A 19,391-nucleotide genomic window follows, 5' to 3' on the forward strand; every position below is an offset into this window, starting at 1 on the left:
AATACTCATTAACACCAATAATGCTAAAGCACCAAACTTAAACCCAATTTCTTGTACTTCTGTTGGCACCGGCTTTCCTGTTAAAAGCTCTATAAGATAATAGAGTAAGTGCCCGCCATCAAGTACCAGTCACTTGGGTAAAACGTAAAAGGTTACCCCTTTGGACCTTCTAACCCAACACACGGCTAAAGTCGTTAAATAACGCAATACTCATTAACACCAATAATGCTAAAGCACCAAACTTAAACCCAATTTCTTGTACTTCTGTTGGCACCGGCTTTCCTGTTAAAAGCTCTATAAGATAATAGAGTAAGTGCCCGCCATCAAGTACCGGCAACGGTAAAAGGTTAATTATTCCTAAATTAATACTAATTAACGCTAAAAAGCTCAAAAAGTAAACAAAACCATAACCTGCACTGTTCCCTGCGCCCTGGGCAATTGCTATTGGACCACTTAAATTTTTAACAGAGACATCACCCGTAATTAATTTACCAATCATATTAAAACTTAAGGTAACTAAATTCCATGTCCGGTTAACGCTTTCACCAATGGCAGAAAATACGCCATGGCTGATTTCAATTTTATATTCTTCTGGCCAGTTATCTGCCCTAGGCGAAACACCTAAATAGCCAATCAATTCACCATTTTGCTCTACCCCCTCAGGGGTTACCTCAACAACGTGTTGTTGCCCTTCACGCTCAATGGTCAATGCCAATGTTTCGTTTGCATAACGTTTAATTTTTTTTGAAAAATCAAGCCAGCCCGGTTCAATGGGTGCTTGGTTAATAGCAATAAGTTTATCACCAACAAGCAAGCCGCTTTTTTCGGCTGGGCTATTTTTGCCAATAGCGGCCAATTCATTATATACAGCAGGCCGGTATGGGCTTATCCCTAAACTTGTCAACGCTGATGTTTTTTCAGGGGAAAACTGCCAGTTTTTGGTTAACAAAGTATAACTACTGACATATTGGCTTTCGCTACCTTTTGTTTTTATTTCAATAGTATCCGCGCCAATCTCACCGATTAGCGCTAGGTTTACATCTTGCCAATCTTGTATCTTTTTGCCTGATATTTCAATGATTTCTGCGTTATTTGGCAGTTGTGCTTCGGCAGCGATTGAGCCTGCATTAATACTACCAATAACCGGCTTTATGCTCGGCACACCAATTAAAAACATTAGGTAGAAGGCAAATATTGCAAAGGCAAAGTTAGCCAAGGGACCTGCCGCTATAATTGCTATGCGTTGGTAAACGGTTTTCGAATTAAAGGTTTTATCTTTGTCTTGCTCCGCTACATTGTCAACGCGCTCATCTAGCATTTTAACATAGCCACCAAGTGGCAGCATTGCTATAACATATTCAGTACCATCTTTACCCACCTTTCGCCAAAGTGTTTTCCCAAAACCAACGGAAAAACGCTCTACTTTAACACCATTTTTACGCGCAACCCAAAAGTGCCCATATTCATGCACGGTCACCAAAATACCAAGGGCAACCACAAACGAGGCTGCATTCCACATAAACTCAAACATTACTCTTTTTGTTCCTTAATATCCCAGATAAATTGACCACTACCGAACAGACAAAAACCTAATATTGTCTTATGTAGTTTCGTCATACTGTACTAATAATTGTTGAGCGAATTCTCTAGCACGGGTGTCTAAGGAAATAACCTCTTTAATACTGCTTACCTGTTCTGAGACAAATTTATTCACAGAAGTTTCATTTATTTTATAAATATCATTAAATTTTATTTTTTCGGCTAAAAAAGCAGCGACAGCAATTTCGTTGGCAGCATTCAGTGCAGTACAAGCTGCTTGTCCTCTTTTACAGGCATTAATTGCTAACTTTAAGTTTGGGTACTTTTTAAAATCAACCGCTTGAAATTCAAAAGCGGCTGTATTAAAAAAGTCTAATGGTGCAACACCCGACTCTATCCGCTGTGGGTAAGCTAGTGCATGCGCTATCGGGGTACGCATGTCAGGATTACCCATTTGTGCAATCACGGAGCCGTCAACATATTGCACCATTGAATGGATAGTGCTTTGTGGGTGTAATACTACCTGAATATCGTCAGCTGCTATATTAAATAGCCATTTGGCTTCTATAAACTCTAGGCCTTTATTCATCATTGTGGCCGAATCAACCGATATTTTTCTACCCATATCCCAGTTGGGGTGCGCGCAGGCTTGCGCTGGTGTTACTGTTTTAAGCGCATCTACGGTCCAGGTACGAAATGGTCCACCAGAGCCTGTTAATAAGACCTTACTAATTCCGTTGTTATTTAATTGACAATGCCCTACTCGACTTTGCTCTTGCCACGGTAAGCTTTGAAAAATAGCATTGTGCTCGCTGTCTATTGGCAACAATTCTGCCCCAGACTTTTTAACCGCTTCAATGAAAATAGCACCAGAAGTAACCAGCGCTTCTTTATTCGCAAGTAAAACTCGTTTACCGGCTTCTACGGCCGCCAACGTGGGTATTAAGCCAGCAGCGCCCACAATAGCTGCCATTACGGTATTTGTTTCGGGTGAGTTAGCAATATCAGTCAAGGCATCACTACCTGATTTAACGACTATGTCACTTAAGTTTTCTTGCACCAAGCGTTGAGCTAAACATTTTGCATGTGGTGCTGAAACCATAACAACCGTGCGAGGACGAAATTCAAGACACTGTTCAACGATTATATCTACACTAGCGTGTGCTGATAAACTAACGACCTTAAATTTATTGGGGTGCAAACGTACGACATCTAATGTGCTTTTGCCAATAGAGCCTGTAGAACCTAAAATGCATAATTGGCGAACACCTGCATCATTAGATGACTTTCTCTTTATCACTGACATTACCAACCAAATAATACATAGCACAGCGCAAAAATAGGTGCTGTTGCTGTTAAACTATCTATTCTATCTAAAATGCCCCCATGACCGGGTAAAATAGAGCCGCTATCTTTAATGCCTGCTTGGCGTTTAAACATGCTTTCGTTGAGATCTCCCAACACCGAAACAATAGTAATTAGCACAGTTACCAGCAATGCGGTGGTGACTTGCTGCTGATTCCAGCCAAACTGATAGGCTGCAATAGCCACTAAAATACAAGCAGAGGCGATACCACCAAGAAACCCCTCTATGGTTTTACCCGGACTCACATTCGGCATTAATTTATTTTTACCCAGTTTTTTACCAACAAAATATGCTCCTATATCAGCGCTCCATACCATTAACAAGAGAAACATTAGTAATTGCGCACCGTGGTATGTATCTACTTGATACTCATTAGTACGAATAACCATAAAAGCAAGCCAGGTAGGAACCAGTGTCAGCCAACCAAACAAACCGCGGACTGAACGATGTTTAGACCAAAAAAGGCTTATGTTGGGGTAGGAAAACATGAGAAATGCAGAAAATACCCACCAAAATACTGCTAACCACAATACTGCTAATGCAGCATTATGTAACTGCATTGCACTGACCCATAAATTATCAAGAGGAACACTACGCCAAAGAGTGGCAATTAAAACAAGTGTACTAACAGTAAAGCTTATTCTTTTAGCTTTCGTGCTGAAGCCCATTAAAGGCCCCCATTCCCATGCCCCAATTCCTAATATAATGAGCAACAAAGCTGCAAAATACATTAATGGTAAATAAAAAATTGCAGCGATCGCCGCGGGTGCTAAAATTAAAGCAGTAATAATACGTTGTTTAAGCAAGTTATATCCTTTTTATTTTAGTAAGTCGATACCGTTTTTTTTATAGTTTTTACGGGCTTATTACTTTTTATTATTTTCAATTTGTTTAACTTGTTCGCCTGTTTTACCAAAACGGCGTTCTCTTTGTTTAAAAGCATCAAGCGCCTGGGCAAATTGTGCTTCGTTAAAATCTGGCCATAAAGTGTCAGTGAAATACATCTCGGCATAAGCTGCTTGCCACAATAAAAAGTTGCTAATGCGAAAATCACCACCCGTGCGAACTAATAAATCTAGGGCGGGTAAATCCGCTAAACAGGTTTGCGCATGCAATGACTTTTCCGTTATATCTTCAAGGGGCATATGATTATTTTTCACTTGCGCCGCTAGCAATTTTGCTGCGTTAACAATATCCCATCGACCACCATAATTTGCCGCAATTGATAAAGTTAAGCCATCATTTGCTGCGGTTAGTTCCTCTGATTTTTTGATACTTCTTTGTAATTTTTCAGAGAACTGGCTTAAATCGCCAATCACTCTAAAACATATGTTATTTTTATGTAGACGCTTAACTTCTTTTGTTAGCACATACATAAATAAATCCATTAACACAGAAACTTCAGGTGCGGGACGTTGCCAATTTTCACTACTAAAAGCAAATAGTGTTAATGCTTTTACGCCTGTTTTACGTGCGCCTTTAACGACGGCGCGTACTGATTCAACACCGGCTTTATGCCCAGCAACACGGCCTTTTCCTCGAGCTTGTGCCCAACGACCATTACCATCCATTATAATAGCAACATGTGCTGGTATTTTTTTATCTTCGTCTGATGATGCCATGTGCGCAGCCACTCATTATCCTTACATGAGAGAATATACCTGCTCCATTAATGAAGGTGTTTTACTTTGCCCTACTAAAAAGCCAAACACATTATATTTATTTAATCACTTATGAGGCTTATTAAATAAATAACAAAGTTGTTGGTATTTTAATCGGAATATTGGCCACCCAATTAATGCAATTGGTATTATTAATTAAGATACAAAAACGCCAGTCAGCAATCACTACTACCTGGCGTTGTTCCTAAAAATATAGATTAGATTTCCATTAATTCAGCTTCTTTTTTTACCAGCAGTTCATCAACTTGCTTAATAAAAGTATCTGTCACTTTTTGTACGCTGTCTTCTGCTTGGTGGTGCTCGTCTTCACTGATCTCTTTCTCTTTTAACAACCCCTTAAAATCTGAATTAGCATCACGACGAATATTACGAATAGCAATTTTGCCATTTTCAGCTTCACCACGGACAACTTTGACTAAATCTTTACGACGCTCTTCTGTTAATGGCGGCAACGGAATACGAATAAGCGTACCGTTTGACTGTGGGTTTAAACCTAGATCAGACTTCATAATGGCTTTTTCGATTGCAGCCACCATTCCTTTATCAAAAACTGTTATAGACAGGTTACGCGCATCAGGTACTGAAATATTACCCACTTGGTTCAATGGGCTTTCCATCCCATAATAATCAACAGTAATGTTATCGAGTAATGAAGCGTGTGCACGCCCAGTTCTAATCTTATTTAGACTACCCTTAAGAGATTCAATGCTTTTTGCCATGCGCTCTTGCGCATCTTCGATAATTTCGTTTATCACAGTGTTTCTTCCTACAATTAATTAAATAATGTTAAATTCAAAAAAATTATACCATTCGTAAACTAGGTAACTAATACGACTTATTAATGTTGGCGAGCTTACGAGTTTTTAATAACGGTTCCTTCATCATGCCCTAAAATAACCGCTTTAAGCGCACCAGGCTTGTTCATATTAAATACACGAATGGGCATATTGTGGTCACGGGCTAAAGTAAAAGCGGCGAGATCCATTACTTTTAACTCTTTATCTAAGACTTGATCAAAAGTTAGTTTGCTATAAAGTTCGGCTGCCGAATTTTTTTCTGGATCTTCTGAATAAATACCATCCACTTTTGTCGCTTTTAAGACGACGTCAGCTTCAATTTCAATTCCACGTACACAAGCGGCTGAATCTGTGGTAAAAAATGGGTTACCTGTGCCTGCTGAAAATATAACAACACGGCCAGACTTCAATAAACTGATGGCATTAGCCCAATTATAACGCTCACAAACCCCAGCTAAATCAATTGCTGACATCAAACGCGTATTTACAAATGCTCGGTGTAATGCATCGCGCATTGCTAAGCCGTTCATTACTGTTGCTAACATACCCATTTGGTCGCCAACAACACGATTCATACCCGCTTTTGCAAGCCCAGCACCACGAAATAAATTACCGCCACCAATAACGACACCGACTTGAATATCCATTTCAACCAATTCTTTGATTTCTTGCGCCATGCGGTCAAGAATCTTAGGGTCAATACCAAAGCCTTCTTCACCCATAAGCGCTTCACCACTGAGTTTAAGAAGTATACGTCGATAAGAGGGTTTTTGGGTGGTGCTCATGTGATTAAATTCCTATTTGGCTCGGTAAAAAAAGTCTAGGGTCATAAAGACCGAAAACATTTTAATACGTTTAGCTTATCCAAGAAAGCCTTAACTGACAAAACCGCTGTTATTATGCTTATTTTCTGTAAAAATTTAAAAAAATGCATAAAAAAACGTCTAACCTGCTAAATACAAGCTAAACGTTTTTTATTTTACTGGGTTTTGCAGTGTAGCGCTTCTGTAAAACAGAGTGACTATAAAGCTAACACATCAACGATAAAGTGTTGATTATGCTTTAGCTGCAGCGATTTGTGCTTCTACTTCAGCTGCAAAATCTTCTTCTTTACGCTCAATACCTTCACCAACTTCTAAACGAGTAAAAGCGGTAATAGTAATGCCTTTTTCTTTTAATACTTCACCAACGGTTTTCTTAGGCTCCATAATAAAGGCTTGTCCTGTTAACGATACTTCACCAGTAAACTTACGCATACGGCCATTAACCATTTTCTCAGCGATTTCTTGTGGCTTACCTTCGTTCATTGCGATATCAATTTGAATCGCTTTTTCTTTTTCAACAACTTCAGCAGGCACATCTTCAGGAGAAAGGTATTCAGGCTTGCTAGCAGCAACATGCATTGCGATATGCTTAAGTGATTCTTCATCACCTTCACCTGCAACAACAACACCAATAGTTGCACCGTGCTTATATGATGCTAAAGTAGCGCCTTCAACGTAAGCTACACGTCGTACATTGATGTTCTCACCAATTTTAGTCACTAGTGCGATACGTTTTTCTTCAAATTGTGCTTGTAGCTCATCAATTGAAGCTTTTGAAGCAGCAGCAGTTTCAGCAACGTCATTGGCAAATGCTAAGAAACTAGCATCTTTAGCAACGAAATCTGTTTGACAGTTAACTTCAACTAATGCACCACCTTTGATGATGATTTGGCCTTCAGCAGCAATGTTACCTGCTTTCTTAGCCGCTTTTGCTTGACCGCTTTTACGCATGTTTTCAATCGCAAGTTCCATGTCGCCGTCAGCTTCTTGTAACGCTTTTTTACAATCCATCATGCCCGCAGCTGTGCGATCACGAAGTTCTTTAACCATTGCAGCAGTAATTGCCATGAGTTAATTCCTCTGTATTCAGTTATTCCCTATTAGCTTTATCGCACAAGGCGATAAATAATAAAGATAGGGAATAAATAGTAAATTGGGTGCCATAAAAGCAGTAGCTCAATTAAATTGATGTTATGCTTTTATGGATAAACGAAATGTTGTACTTAAAATTACATTACTCTTTTATTCGAAAAAATAGTAATTATTCAGTTTCAACAAAGCCGTCTTTTTCAGCTTGAACAACGATGTTTTTCTCACGGCCAGAAATCACGGCATCAGCAACAGCGTCACAGTATAAAGTCACTGCACGGATTGCATCATCGTTACCAGGAACAATGTAGTCAATGTTATCTGGATTTGAGTTAGTATCAACCACTGAAACTACTGGGATACCAAGGTTGTTTGCTTCTTTAATAGCAATATGTTCGTGATCGGCATCGATGATAAAGATTGCATCAGGTAAACCACCCATGTTCTTAATACCACCTAAGCTTTTATCAAGCTTTTCCATTTCACGTGTACGCATTAACGCTTCTTTCTTAGTAAGTGCTTCAAAAGTACCGTCTGTGCTTTGCGATTCAAGATCTTTTAAACGCTTGATTGACTGACGAACTGTTTTCCAGTTAGTCAACATACCACCTAACCAACGGTGGTTAACGAAGAATTGATCAGATTTAATGGCTGCATCTTTGATAGCATCACTTGCTGCACGTTTAGTACCAACAAATAACACTTTACCTTTCTTAGATGAAACATTATTAATGAAAGCTAATGCTTCATTAAACATAGGAACTGTTTGTTCAAGGTTGATGATATGAACTTTATCGCGAGCACCAAAAATGAAAGGCTTCATTTTTGGGTTCCAGTAACGAGTTTTGTGACCGAAATGAACACCTGCTTTAAGCATATCGCGCATTGAAACGTTTGACATTGTATTTTCCTTTAATGGGGTTAAGCGTTCATACATCCAATACACACGACCCTTATACTGTACGCTTGTTTTAACTTTAACAAAGTAAATACAAGCACTATCACAGTGAGGCACCCCGGTATATCTTTATAGATGTATGTGAATTTATGATATAATCAAGCCGCTTTTCAGCTGACATTGACCTGTTTAATTAGCGCTAAGACTAGGGCTGCTTACTCGCCTATTACCATAGGTTTGTACCATAGGTTTGGTATAAACTTTATATTGAACTTATGATAGACAACATAGCATTGAGCGTGAACTCGCTAAGCACACAACCACTTAAATCTCAGCGCCGCACTTTATACCATAAAGCTCTCTATTTAACCAGAAAAAAATTAACTGGGATAATTGGCGCTATCACGGTAAAATTAGTAATAACTATAGTTACTCACTGTAACCACTATTTTATTATGTACTCAAATAAACAACGTTTAGGTAAACAATGACAACACAGAATGTATCTACACAGCTGTTCTTTTTATACGACAGTCACTGCCCTTGGAGCTATGTAACAACTAAACTGGTAAATGAAATTCACCAGGCGTTTCCTGCTATTACGTTAAATTTATGGCATGCGGCTTTCTTTGATGGTAAATATGATGATGCGCTAAACAACAAAATTAAAGAGCTAAAAACAGTTGAGAAAGTTGCCAATGTAAAATTTTCCGCTGACTATAAAAAGCTACTTGAAGAAAACAAAAATTCTATTTTAGCTGCAAATTTAATGACTTGGGCGCAACATAAAACACCAAACTTAGCATTGCCTTTGTTAAATGCCTTGCAACAAGCCCATTTTGAACAAGGTAACGCCCTAATTGATCAAACAAGCTTGGATAGTATTATTCAGCAATTAAAGTTATCTCCACCTGCTAAAGTATTTAAACGTGAGAAACTCAGCAAAGATGCGTTAATACAATTAGAAGATATATACTCACTGCAAGAGATTATTAACACCCAAGCAATTCCAGCCTTATTATTGGCTATTGATGATCAGTTAATTTTATTAAACCACAATTTTTATTTAACACAACCTAACGCTATTGTTGAAGCCGTACAATTAGAGTTGAATAAACACACCTAAATACAAGAAGTAAAGAGAACTCAATGACCATACAAATTAAAAGCCAAGATGAAATTGCCAAAATGCGTATCGCTGGGCAATTAGCTTGTGATGTATTAGAAATGATAGCCCCGCACGTAAAGGCCGGTATCACAACAGATGAATTAAACACCCTTTGTGCTGATTACACTGAAAATGTGCAACAAGCCATTTCAGCACCGTTAAATTATCATAATTTTCCAAAATCTATTTGCACCTCGGTTAACCATGTGGTTTGCCATGGTATTCCTGACGGTACTGTTTTAAAAGATGGTGACATTATTAATATTGATATTACTGTCATTAAAGACGGTTACCATGGAGACACCAGTAAAATGTTTTTAATTGGTAACGTATCACCTGAAGATGCTCGCCTGTGCCGTATTACGCAAGAGGCATTATATGTTGGCATGAAAAAAGTGAAGCCCGGCGCTACCTTTGGTGAGATAGGCACGGCGATACAAAAATTTATTAAAAGCAAAGGTCGATACTCTATTGTTAAAGATTATTGTGGGCATGGTATTGGTGTAGGGTTTCACGAAGAGCCACAAATTGTTCATTATAAGAATAATGACAAAACTAAAATGCTTGAAGGTATGTGTTTTACCATTGAACCTATGATTAACTTAGGTAAGGCAAATACTGTGTTAGATAAAGAAGATAACTGGACTGTTTATACCAGTGACGGTAAAAAATCTGCCCAATGGGAGCATACCTTGGTGGTAACGAAAACAGGGTGTGAAGTGTTAACACTACGAAAAGAAGAAACAATAAGCCGAATTTTGCATAATTAAACTTTTACATAATTAAACAACGGCAATTGATCAGTCACCTTTAACGATAGATAAATATATGAATAATCATCCGATAAAAAGCCACCTCATACCCACGCATTTTATCGATAGCTTAGCTATTGCACATGAGACGGCAACTGAAGACGCCGTTTCTAGTGTCGATATTTGCCAATTAACCGTTACCTTTAATGATTGGCTGATAGGCGCTTTTGCAGAGCATGATGTTAAAGACCTATTAATTGCCCGCGCTGTATTTGTTGATGCCATACTCGCTAACCTTTGGTGTCAGCATCAGCTTGATAAAGATCAAGTAAGTTTAGTAGCAGTCGGTGGTTATGGGCGCGGTGAACTACACCCTTTTTCAGATATTGATATTCTTATATTAACTCAACCTGATATCGAGCAAGACATAGCTGAAAAGATCTCAAGCTTTATCACACAGCTTTGGGACATTAAACTTGATATAGGTCACAGTGTACGCTCAATTAATGAATGCATTCAACAAGCAGTTAATGACGTTACCATTGCTACCAACTTAATGGAAATACGGCAAATAACAGGGAGTGAGGCACTTACACTACAGTTATTACCTTTATTAAATAGTGATGACTTTTGGACCTCTGAAAATTTTTTTATTGCTAAACGTAAAGAACAGAAAAAAAGGCATTTACAATACCATGGTGCAGCCTACACCTTAGAACCCAACCTAAAGGCGAACCCAGGTGGTTTGCGTGATATCCAAACCATTGCTTGGGTTGCAAAACGTCATTTTCTTGCTGACTCGCTCGAAGAGTTAGAAGAGCATAATTACCTTTATCCTAATGAATTGTCGGAGCTTATTGAAGCACAAGACTATTTATGGCGTATGCGTTTCGCTCTTCACTTTGTCGCTAAACGTAACGAAAACCGCTTGTTATTTGATCACCAAACTGATGTTGCCAAAATGATGGGATTTGGCGATGAAGGTAAGGCACCTGTAGAGCGAATGATGAAGCGCTTTTTTCGGATAATTGCCCGTGTTGGTGAATTAAATACCATTTTATTGCAGCGGTTTAAGCAAGAAATCATTCAAAACCCAAAACACGCTGTTAGTGTAAAAATCAATCAAGATTTTGAGTTAGTTGATACACTGATCAACACCACGAATGACAGAATTTTTATGCGTCCGGTGAAAATGCTTGAAATGTTTTTAATAATTGCCCAAGAGCCAAACATTAAAGGTATTCACTCCCACACATTAAGACTAATGCGTAACGCAAGACGACGCTTAGTTTCAGGGCTAATAGACTACGCCCAATGCCGACAAACTTTTATGGCTATCATCAAACACCCACGTGGTTTAGGTTTAGCATTTAATTTGATGCATCGTCACGGTATTATTGGCTCGTACCTGCCTTTGTGGCGCAATATTGTCGGCCAAATGCAATTTGATTTATTTCATGCCTATTCGGTTGATGAACATAGCTATCGTGTGGTGAAAAACCTATACCAATTTAGCCAAAAAGAGCACAATCACAAATACCCTCTGTGTAGCCAATTAATGCAAAAAATGCAAAAGCCAGAAGTACTGTATTTAGCTGGGATCTTTCATGATATAGCCAAAGGAAGAGGCGGTGACCATGCTAAATTAGGGGCAATAGATGCCTTGATGTTTTGCCAGTCTCACAAAATGAGCAAACATGATAGCAACATGGTGTCTTGGTTAGTAGAAAAACATTTAATCATGTCGATTACCGCCCAACGTCGCGATATCAATGACGAGAATGTGATTCGAACGTTTGCTGAGATAGTGCGCGATGAAGCACGCTTAGACTGTTTATACTGTTTAACCGTGGCAGACATGCGAGCCACGAATGAAAGCCTATGGAACAGCTGGAAAGCCAATCTGTTGCATGATTTATATTTTAATACGTTAAGAGCCCTACGCCATGGTTTGTCTAAACCAGTAGAAACACGGGAAAAAATCCGTGAAAATCAGCAAGAAGCAAAAGATATTTTAGCTAAAAAGCAAATTGATACCAGCCAGCTTAATGCGTTGTGGAGCGAATTTAGAGTGGATTACTTTTTACGGTATTTCCCTGAGCAAATCGCCAGACATTACCAGTGTATTATTGGTCATGACAGAGCTGAGCCTCTTGTCGTTATTAGCCCTAAACCTTATCGTGGTGGTACTGAAGTGTTCGTTTTCACGAAAGAAAAGGTCAATACCTTTGCCAGTATTGTGCAATTTTTAGGGAGTAAGAAACTCTCCATTCATGATGCAAAAATCATCACGACTAAAACAGGTTACACCGTGAATACTTTTGTTGTTTTAGATTCACGTGGCAAAGCCTTGAAAGAAAGTTACCACACCATTGAAATTGCCCAAGGACTTAGCAAAAAACTTAAACAAGATAATGTGGGTGATATTCCACTCCAACCGGCGCGCAGAGAAGTAAAACAGTTTAAATTTCCACTGAAAGCAAGTTTTATTAAAATCAGCTCTAAGAGCAAAACAATGATTGAAATTATCGCTTTAGACAGGCCTGGCTTACTGGGTAATATCGCGCAAATATTTCAACAGCTGCATATTAATATTCATTCAGCAAAAATTACGACCTATGGTGAGAAAGCCGATGATGTTTTTACTATTTCAACGTATGACAACATGCCATTAACGGCTGAACAAAAACAGCAATTAGCCGATACATTAACACAAGAAATAAGCTAGTTGTTTCGAGTGAGAATTTTTTGTGAAAATCACAACAATATAAATTAGTTAAATAACAAATAGCGAGTTACACCCATTCTCTGTTTATGGAGCTTGGTAACTCACTATTTGTTTTTATTTATTCTTACTTACCGTGCTTACTTTGCTTCTTCAGCTTTCGACTGCTCTTCAATTTTTACTTTCCAAATAGCAGGGCCGGTAACATGGGCAGATTCACCATTACTATCAACAGCTACCGTGACTGGCATATCTTCTACTTCAAACTCATAAATCGCTTCCATACCTAACTCTTCAAAAGCTACTACTTTTGCTTTTTTCACCGCTTTAGAAACTAAATACGCAGCGCCACCAACGGCCATTAAGTAAACAGACTTGTGTTGTTTAATGTTTTCAACCGTTGCTGCCCCACGCTCAGATTTACCAATAGAGCCTAAGAGCCCTGTTTGCGCAAGCATCATGTCTGAGAACTTATCCATTCGTGTTGCTGTTGTTGGGCCTGCAGGGCCTACCGCTTCATCACCAACGGCATCAACAGGGCCAACGTAATAAATAAACTTGTTGGTAAAGTCTACCGGCAGCTCTTCTCCCGCCGCTAGCATTTCTTGAATACGTTTATGTGCCGCATCACGCCCCGTTAAAATAGTACCACTAAGCAAGATAGTTTCACCGGTTTGCCATTCGCTAATGTCAGCTTTAGTTAAACTGTCAACATTAACTCGGCGAACATTGTCGCCTACTTCCCAAGTAATATCTGGCCAATCTTCTAATTTAGGGGGAGTTAAATTTGCTGGGCCTGAGCCATCTAAATGAAAATGAACATGACGGGTAGCTGCGCAATTTGGGATCATCACCACAGGTTTAGATGCTGCATGGGTTGGTACCGCATTAATTTTTACGTCAACCACAGTCGTTAAACCGCCTAAACCTTGTGCGCCAATACCTAATTTGTTCACACGTTCAAAAATTTCTAACCGTAATTCTTCTTCAGCATTTTGTGGACCACGGTCAATCAAGTCTTGTATATTGACTGGGTCCATCAAGCTTTCTTTGGCTAATACACCTGCTTTTTCTGCCGTGCCACCAACCCCTATACCCAACATACCCGGTGGACACCAACCTGCCCCCATAGACGGTAATGTTGCCACAACCCAGTCTGCAATAGAGTCTGACGGGTTTAACATCGCCATTTTTGTTTTATTTTCACTGCCACCGCCTTTGGCAGCAATCATCACTTCTACTTCATCACCTTCAACCAAGTCAATGTGCACAACTGATGGCGTGTTATCTTTGGTATTTTTTCGGGCACCGGCTGGATCGGCGACAATAGAGGCACGTAAAGGGTTATCAGGGTTCATATAGGCTCGACGTGTTCCCTCGTCTACCATTTGCTGTACCGTCAGATCTGTTTTATCCCACTGAACAGCCATACCTACTTTAACAAAGCAAGTAACGATACCGGTATCTTGACAAATTGGACGCTTACCTGTTGCTGACATACGTGAATTAATAAGGATTTGAGCAATAGCATCTTTTGCTGCTGTGCTTTGCTCTTTATGATACGCTTTTTCTAACGCTTGAATAAAATCGAGCGGATGATAATAAGAGATATATTGCAGTGCATCTTCAATGCTATCGATTAAGTCTTGTTGCTTGATAATTTTATGGGACATGTTGCTCTCAGCTTTCGTTAAAAGTGTGTATAATATTCCCTAGTATAATACCTTCCTATTGATATCGCTGCCAGTAGCCAATAGTAGATATTTACCTTATAAATTATTAGAGTGACTAGTACCTTGCATTTCAAAAACACATTTTCATTACAACCACTCATTTTATCCGTTGAAAGGTTACAACTAGACAACAATGTTACCCCTGAAGACTTATTTACGCACTTTGCCGATAAGCCTTGGTCTATTTGGTTAGATTCTGGACAAAGCGAGCATATTGATGCTTGTTTTGATATTTTAGCTTGGCACCCAGAAGTAACCTTATCGACTTATGGCGATAACACTGACATTTGTTATACAAACACTGGTAAAACAGTATGTAGTAAAGAAGATCCGCTTTATTTACTCAAAAAAACTCAACAAGAAACCCTATCCGAAGTCAAGCCTGATCAGGAGGGCTTACCTTTTATAGGGGGCGCCTTAGGGTATTTTTCTTATGATTTAGGACGTCGCTTTGAAAAGCTTCCAATACAAGCAGAGCAAGACATAACATTACCTGAAATGGCGGTAGGTATATACAGCCAAGCAGTTATTTATGATCATAAACGTCAGCAGTTCTTTTTAGTATGCCCACCAGAAAAGCGATTGACATTAGAGAAACAATTAAACGAATCTCTTGCTAATAGCAACAATAACAAATTAGGTAAGCAGCCGGACAACTTTACCTTAACCAGTGCGTGGCAAAGTAATATGGATAAAGCCACTTACACTGAAAAATTTGCGCAAGTTCAACGCTATTTATTGTCGGGTGATTGCTATCAAATTAATTTAGCGCAACGCTTTAAAGCGCAATATCAAGGAAATGAGTTCCAAGCTTATTGCGCATTAAAAGCTGAAAACAACGCGCCATTTTCAGCTTTTATACGCTTAGATAATGCCTGTATTTTAAGTGTTTCTCCTGAGCGATTTCTGCAATGCAAACAAGGCAAAGTACAAAGTAAACCCATTAAAGGCACTATGCCAAGAAGTGATGATAAAGGACAAGATCAACACAACGCTAACCTACTTGCTAACTCAACAAAAGACCGTGCTGAAAACCTAATGATTGTTGATTTACTGCGTAATGATCTATCAAAAGTATGCAAACCTGGTACTGTGGTTGTACCTAAACTATTTGATATTGAAAGCTTTCCTGCAGTTCACCACCTTGTTAGCACCGTGGAAGGTCAACTTGGCGGGCAATATAGCGCGAGTGATTTATTACGAGGGGCTTTTCCTGGCGGCTCAATCACTGGCGCGCCTAAAATTCGTGCGATGGAAATTATTGAGCAACTTGAGCCTCAAAGGCGTAGTGTATATTGTGGTAGTATTGGTTATATTTCAAGTTGCGGTACTATGGATACCAATATCACTATTCGAACATTAATATGTGATGCTAAGCGCAATAACCAAAATAAACCACGCAGCGCAACATCTTCTTCCTTAGTTAATACTATTTATTGTTGGGCTGGTGGTGGCTTAGTTGCGGATTCAAAAGCAGCCAGTGAATATCAAGAAACCTTTGATAAAGTAAACCGTATTTTGCCCGTATTAACCAAATTAGGCCAGTAGGAGCATATAAGTAATGGAGAGAGATGAATTCCTTTTTCGCTTTCATCTAAAGCAATATGATGATTCTTGCCATAACTATCAACATAATACAGCGTTAAAGTCAGCCGCAGTGCTAATAGCGTTATTTGATGACAGCCTTACGCACCTAGAAAAAGCGCCGTACGCGCCGAGCCATTTACAGGTATTATTAACCAAGAGAGCTAGTCATTTAAAGCATCATCCGTCACAGGTAAGCTTCCCCGGCGGTAAAGCCGAGTTAACCGATAAAAATTTAGTGCACACGGCTTTACGAGAAGCGCAAGAAGAAGTGGGACTAGATCCCAAAAGTGTTCATGTTATTGGCCAGCTACCGAGCTATGAAATTATCAGTGGTTATCAAGTAACCCCTATTGTCGCGATGATCAATTCAATACAAGCCTACAGAAAAGATGAAAACGAGGTGGATGAAATATTTCATGTACCATTACAGCATTTTTTACAGGATGAAAACCACCACATTATTAATGCTTATCATAATGGTCGCTACCATAATGTACATTTTTACCCTTACAAGCAATACAATATATGGGGGGCAACGGCCTCTATAATGAAAGACTTAGTTAGCAGAATAAAGTAACTCACCCCGCTTAAAAGAATAGTATCACTTTACCTCAGAGAGTAGAAATATAGTCGAATTAGGCTAATTGAGGCAATGTGTTTGCTTAATCTATGTTGCAAACACTGAAAGCTTTCAGTTATGATTACCGTAAAATATTGATCGCGATACTAGCACCTTCATCAAATTATATTCGGAATTTACTTATGATTAGTGTATTTGATATGTTTTCAATTGGTATAGGCCCATCAAGCTCTCATACGGTTGGGCCAATGAAAGCAGCAAAATTGTTTGTTGACGCACTTAAAAAACAAAGCTTACTAACGAAAACAAACCGGGTAAAATGTGAGTTGTTTGGCTCGTTAGGCCAAACGGGGATCGGACACGGGACAGGAAAAGCTGTTATTTTAGGTTTGTCTGGTGAAACTCCAGAAGGTATTCCAGTTGATTCAATAGAGCCTATACTTTTACAAGTCGTTAATAGCCAACAAGTACAACTTGACGGTACCCACTTGGTCGATTTTCCGAAAGATAATGCCATCATTTATCACCATAGAAAAAGTTTGCCTGCACATGCCAACGCCATGACACTTTATGCTTACCAAGACGACACCGTTATTTTATCACAAACCTATTACTCAATTGGCGGTGGTTTTATCGTACAAGATTGTGATTTTGAACGTGAAAAAGATAAAGCGTTATCGCTGCATACAAATATAAATAAACCGTATAAGTTTACTAATGGCGCACAATTACTGGCCCTTGCGCAAGCGCAGGGATTAAGTATTAGCACCATTATGATGGAAAATGAGAAATGCCTAAATAGTGAAAAAGAGATCCGCCGCAGGTTGCTTGAAATTTGGCAAGCAATGCGCAGTAGTGTTGAAAGAGGCATTGCAACCGAAGGTATTTTACCCGGAGGGCTCAAGGTAAACAGACGCGCACCTGCTTTATATCGCACTTTAATGGTTGAAAGCTCAAACGATCCATTAATGGCAATGGACTGGGTTAACTTATTTGCTTTAGCGGTAAATGAAGAAAATGCTGCTGGTAGTCGTGTCGTTACAGCGCCTACTAATGGCGCAGCGGGCATTTTACCCGCGGTACTGTGCTATTACGACAAATTCGTTAAACGTTTGTCGGATGATGACTGTATCCGCTATCTTCTAACCGCCGCTGCCATTGGTATTTTATATAAAACAAACGCCTCTATCTCTGGCGCTGAAGTTGGCTGTCAAGGAGAAGTCGGTGTTGCTTGCTCTATGGCTGCTGGTGCCTTAACAGAAATTATGGGTGGTAGCGCCGCACAAGTAGAAAACGCAGCTGAAATAGGTATGGAACACAATTTAGGTTTAACCTGTGACCCTGTTGGCGGTTTAGTACAAGTACCATGCATTGAACGAAATGCCATGGGCTCAGTGAAAGCGATAAATGCTTCAAGGCTAGCCCTACGCGGCACGGGTACCAATAAAGTTTCCTTAGATAAAGTTATCAAAACCATGTGGGAAACAGGTAATGATATGAAAACAAAATATAAAGAAACCTCGCGCGGCGGCTTAGCGGTTAACATTACTGAATGTTAACTATAGTTTTTGTTGCTGGTAAGTTGGCTTTACTTTATTGGTAACTCTATGTCAGCAAACATCTTGTCAACTTCAGTATTGTTTTTTAATAACATCGCTTGAGTCACCAGATGCTTATTTAAATGTGGCGCAAAACGCTCGATAAAATCAAACATATAGCCTCGTAAAAAGCTCCCTCGCCTAAAGCCTATTTTAGTCGTACTTGCATTGAATAAATGGCTAGCATCAATGGCAACCAGATCGTCGTCAATTTTAGGGTCAATAGCCATCGTTGCGATGACTCCAATACCCACACCTAAGCGAACATAGGTTTTGATCACATCAGCGTCGGTTGCTGTAAAGGCAATTTTAGGAACAGCGCCGACCTTTTCAAAAGCAGCGTCTAAATCAGAGCGCCCCGTAAAGCCAAAAACATACGTAACTAAAGCATACTTAGCAATATCTTGAATTGTTAAATCTTTTTTGCGTGCTAGGGGATGATCTTTCCCAACAATAATGCTTCGATTCCAATGATAACAAGGTAACATCACTAAATCGTTGTATAAGTGCAATGACTCTGTGGCAATCGCAAAATCTGCATCGCCTTTTGCTGCGGCATCACTAATTTGTGCAGGCGTACCTTGCGACATTTGTAATGATACTTTTGAATATTTTTTAATAAACCCTTGTATGACTTCCGGTAAGGCATAGCGCGCTTGCGTATGTGTAGTGGCAATGCGTAATTTTCCTTCATCGGGCTGAGTATGCTCGCGTGCAACCGCCTTGATACCTTCAACCTTTGATAAAATTTGCTGAGAAATATTAATAACTTCCTGGCCCGCTGGCGTTACATGAGTTAAGTGTTTACCACTACGCCCAAAGATTTGAATACCTAATTCATCTTCTAGCATGCGCACTTGCTTAGAAATACCTGGCTGAGAAGTAAAAAGCACTTCTGCCGTTGCAGAGACATTAAGATTATTATTTAGTACTTCAACGATGTAGCGCAATTGTTGCAATTTCATATATATACCAAAGTGACGAGTTTTAAGGGAACCTTATACTAAAATAGTATACTTAATTGAGTATTAATGCCACATCAAAGTGACCATT

16 protein-coding genes are annotated in these 19,391 nt (G+C 39.3%); 6 read left to right on the forward strand and 10 right to left on the reverse strand.

Translation table 11 applies throughout. The annotated features are described in order from the left end of the window. Positions 1-169: 169 nt before the first annotated feature. The 8 genes from rseP to rpsB form a co-directional block, all read right to left on the reverse strand. Positions 170-1,531: a sigma E protease regulator RseP gene (gene rseP, locus AC0UA9_RS03350; RefSeq protein WP_475657030.1), complete on the reverse strand. Its 1,362-nt coding sequence runs from the start codon at positions 1,529-1,531 to the stop codon at positions 170-172. 69 nt (positions 1,532-1,600) lie between these two features. After that, positions 1,601-2,845 (reverse strand): 1-deoxy-D-xylulose-5-phosphate reductoisomerase, encoded by a 1,245-nt coding sequence (gene ispC, locus AC0UA9_RS03355; protein ID WP_475657033.1) that lies wholly within the window; start codon positions 2,843-2,845, stop codon positions 1,601-1,603. Continuing rightward, on the reverse strand, positions 2,845-3,711 hold the full coding sequence (locus AC0UA9_RS03360; protein WP_475657036.1) for a phosphatidate cytidylyltransferase: 867 nt from the start codon (positions 3,709-3,711) through the stop codon (positions 2,845-2,847). Before AC0UA9_RS03360 ends, ispC begins: the two co-directional genes overlap by 1 nt. A gap of 60 nt (positions 3,712-3,771) precedes the next feature. Beyond that, positions 3,772-4,527 carry a polyprenyl diphosphate synthase gene (uppS, locus tag AC0UA9_RS03365; protein ID WP_475657039.1) on the reverse strand — a complete coding sequence of 252 codons (756 nt, stop codon included), beginning with the start codon at positions 4,525-4,527 and terminating at the stop codon, positions 3,772-3,774. Between the two features lie 257 nt (positions 4,528-4,784). Continuing rightward, a complete protein-coding gene (gene frr / locus AC0UA9_RS03370; protein ID WP_475657041.1) occupies positions 4,785-5,342 on the reverse strand; it encodes a ribosome recycling factor in 558 nt (185 codons plus the stop codon). Between the two features lie 98 nt (positions 5,343-5,440). Beyond that, positions 5,441-6,169 (reverse strand): UMP kinase, encoded by a 729-nt coding sequence (pyrH, locus tag AC0UA9_RS03375; protein WP_475657043.1) that lies wholly within the window; start codon positions 6,167-6,169, stop codon positions 5,441-5,443. 270 nt (positions 6,170-6,439) lie between these two features. Continuing rightward, positions 6,440-7,276, reverse strand: coding sequence for a translation elongation factor Ts (tsf, locus tag AC0UA9_RS03380; RefSeq protein ID WP_475657044.1), 837 nt, complete (start codon positions 7,274-7,276; stop codon positions 6,440-6,442). A 193-nt stretch (positions 7,277-7,469) separates the two neighbouring features. After that, entirely contained in the window at positions 7,470-8,198 is a 729-nt protein-coding gene (gene rpsB / locus AC0UA9_RS03385) for a 30S ribosomal protein S2 (protein ID WP_475657046.1), read from the reverse strand. Positions 8,199-8,682: 484 nt separating this feature from the next. On the opposite strand from rpsB, the gene AC0UA9_RS03390 reads away from it, so the two are divergent. From AC0UA9_RS03390 to glnD, 3 genes are read left to right on the forward strand one after another with little or no spacing between them, the layout of a single operon-like run. Next, positions 8,683-9,321 (forward strand): DsbA family protein, encoded by a 639-nt coding sequence (locus AC0UA9_RS03390; RefSeq protein WP_475657051.1) that lies wholly within the window; start codon positions 8,683-8,685, stop codon positions 9,319-9,321. A gap of 23 nt (positions 9,322-9,344) precedes the next feature. After that, complete coding sequence (gene map / locus AC0UA9_RS03395) at positions 9,345-10,133, forward strand: type I methionyl aminopeptidase (RefSeq protein WP_475657053.1); 789 nt, start codon at positions 9,345-9,347, stop codon at positions 10,131-10,133. A gap of 58 nt (positions 10,134-10,191) precedes the next feature. Beyond that, positions 10,192-12,843 carry a [protein-PII] uridylyltransferase gene (gene glnD, locus AC0UA9_RS03400; protein WP_475657056.1) on the forward strand — a complete coding sequence of 884 codons (2,652 nt, stop codon included), beginning with the start codon at positions 10,192-10,194 and terminating at the stop codon, positions 12,841-12,843. 137 nt (positions 12,844-12,980) lie between these two features. Here the strand turns inward: glnD and AC0UA9_RS03405 are convergent, their stop codons facing one another. Further along, complete coding sequence (locus AC0UA9_RS03405) at positions 12,981-14,513, reverse strand: fumarate hydratase (RefSeq protein WP_475657059.1); 1,533 nt, start codon at positions 14,511-14,513, stop codon at positions 12,981-12,983. Positions 14,514-14,672: 159 nt separating this feature from the next. Here AC0UA9_RS03405 and pabB point away from each other — a divergent pair, with 159 nt between their 5' ends. The 3 genes from pabB to AC0UA9_RS03420 all read left to right on the forward strand — a co-directional run bounded on the left by pabB (position 14,673) and on the right by AC0UA9_RS03420 (position 18,299). Continuing rightward, the gene (pabB, locus tag AC0UA9_RS03410) at positions 14,673-16,121 is read left to right on the forward strand and encodes an aminodeoxychorismate synthase component I (RefSeq protein ID WP_475657565.1); all 1,449 of its coding nucleotides are present in this window, start codon (positions 14,673-14,675) and stop codon (positions 16,119-16,121) included. A 13-nt stretch (positions 16,122-16,134) separates the two neighbouring features. After that, entirely contained in the window at positions 16,135-16,737 is a 603-nt protein-coding gene (locus AC0UA9_RS03415) for a CoA pyrophosphatase (protein WP_475657062.1), read from the forward strand. Positions 16,738-16,922: 185 nt separating this feature from the next. Then, positions 16,923-18,299: an L-serine ammonia-lyase gene (locus AC0UA9_RS03420; protein WP_475657065.1), complete on the forward strand. Its 1,377-nt coding sequence runs from the start codon at positions 16,923-16,925 to the stop codon at positions 18,297-18,299. 29 nt (positions 18,300-18,328) lie between these two features. On the opposite strand, the gene cysB is transcribed toward AC0UA9_RS03420, so the two are convergent. Further along, positions 18,329-19,303, reverse strand: a complete 975-nt coding sequence (cysB, locus tag AC0UA9_RS03425; RefSeq protein WP_475657069.1) for an HTH-type transcriptional regulator CysB — start codon at positions 19,301-19,303, stop codon at positions 18,329-18,331. Positions 19,304-19,391: the final 88 nt, after the last annotated feature.

Source organism: Colwellia sp. F1 (genome assembly GCF_056238625.1).

What these genes read in the sequence shown, in the direction of transcription:
- ispC (WP_475657033.1), bottom strand. Translation starts at nt 2,845, where the DNA reads ATGTCAGTGATAAAGAGAAAGTCATCTAATGATGCAGGTGTTCGCCAA.
- glnD (WP_475657056.1), top strand. Translation starts at nt 10,192, where the DNA reads ATGAATAATCATCCGATAAAAAGCCACCTCATACCCACGCATTTTATC.
- cysB (WP_475657069.1), bottom strand. Translation starts at nt 19,303, where the DNA reads ATGAAATTGCAACAATTGCGCTACATCGTTGAAGTACTAAATAATAAT.
- rpsB (WP_475657046.1), bottom strand. Translation starts at nt 8,198, where the DNA reads ATGTCAAACGTTTCAATGCGCGATATGCTTAAAGCAGGTGTTCATTTC.
- map (WP_475657053.1), top strand. Translation starts at nt 9,345, where the DNA reads ATGACCATACAAATTAAAAGCCAAGATGAAATTGCCAAAATGCGTATC.
- AC0UA9_RS03405 (WP_475657059.1), bottom strand. Translation starts at nt 14,513, where the DNA reads ATGTCCCATAAAATTATCAAGCAACAAGACTTAATCGATAGCATTGAA.
- uppS (WP_475657039.1), bottom strand. Translation starts at nt 4,527, where the DNA reads ATGGCATCATCAGACGAAGATAAAAAAATACCAGCACATGTTGCTATT.
- AC0UA9_RS03420 (WP_475657065.1), top strand. Translation starts at nt 16,923, where the DNA reads ATGATTAGTGTATTTGATATGTTTTCAATTGGTATAGGCCCATCAAGC.
- rseP (WP_475657030.1), bottom strand. Translation starts at nt 1,531, where the DNA reads ATGTTTGAGTTTATGTGGAATGCAGCCTCGTTTGTGGTTGCCCTTGGT.
- AC0UA9_RS03415 (WP_475657062.1), top strand. Translation starts at nt 16,135, where the DNA reads ATGGAGAGAGATGAATTCCTTTTTCGCTTTCATCTAAAGCAATATGAT.
- pyrH (WP_475657043.1), bottom strand. Translation starts at nt 6,169, where the DNA reads ATGAGCACCACCCAAAAACCCTCTTATCGACGTATACTTCTTAAACTC.
- tsf (WP_475657044.1), bottom strand. Translation starts at nt 7,276, where the DNA reads ATGGCAATTACTGCTGCAATGGTTAAAGAACTTCGTGATCGCACAGCT.
- AC0UA9_RS03390 (WP_475657051.1), top strand. Translation starts at nt 8,683, where the DNA reads ATGACAACACAGAATGTATCTACACAGCTGTTCTTTTTATACGACAGT.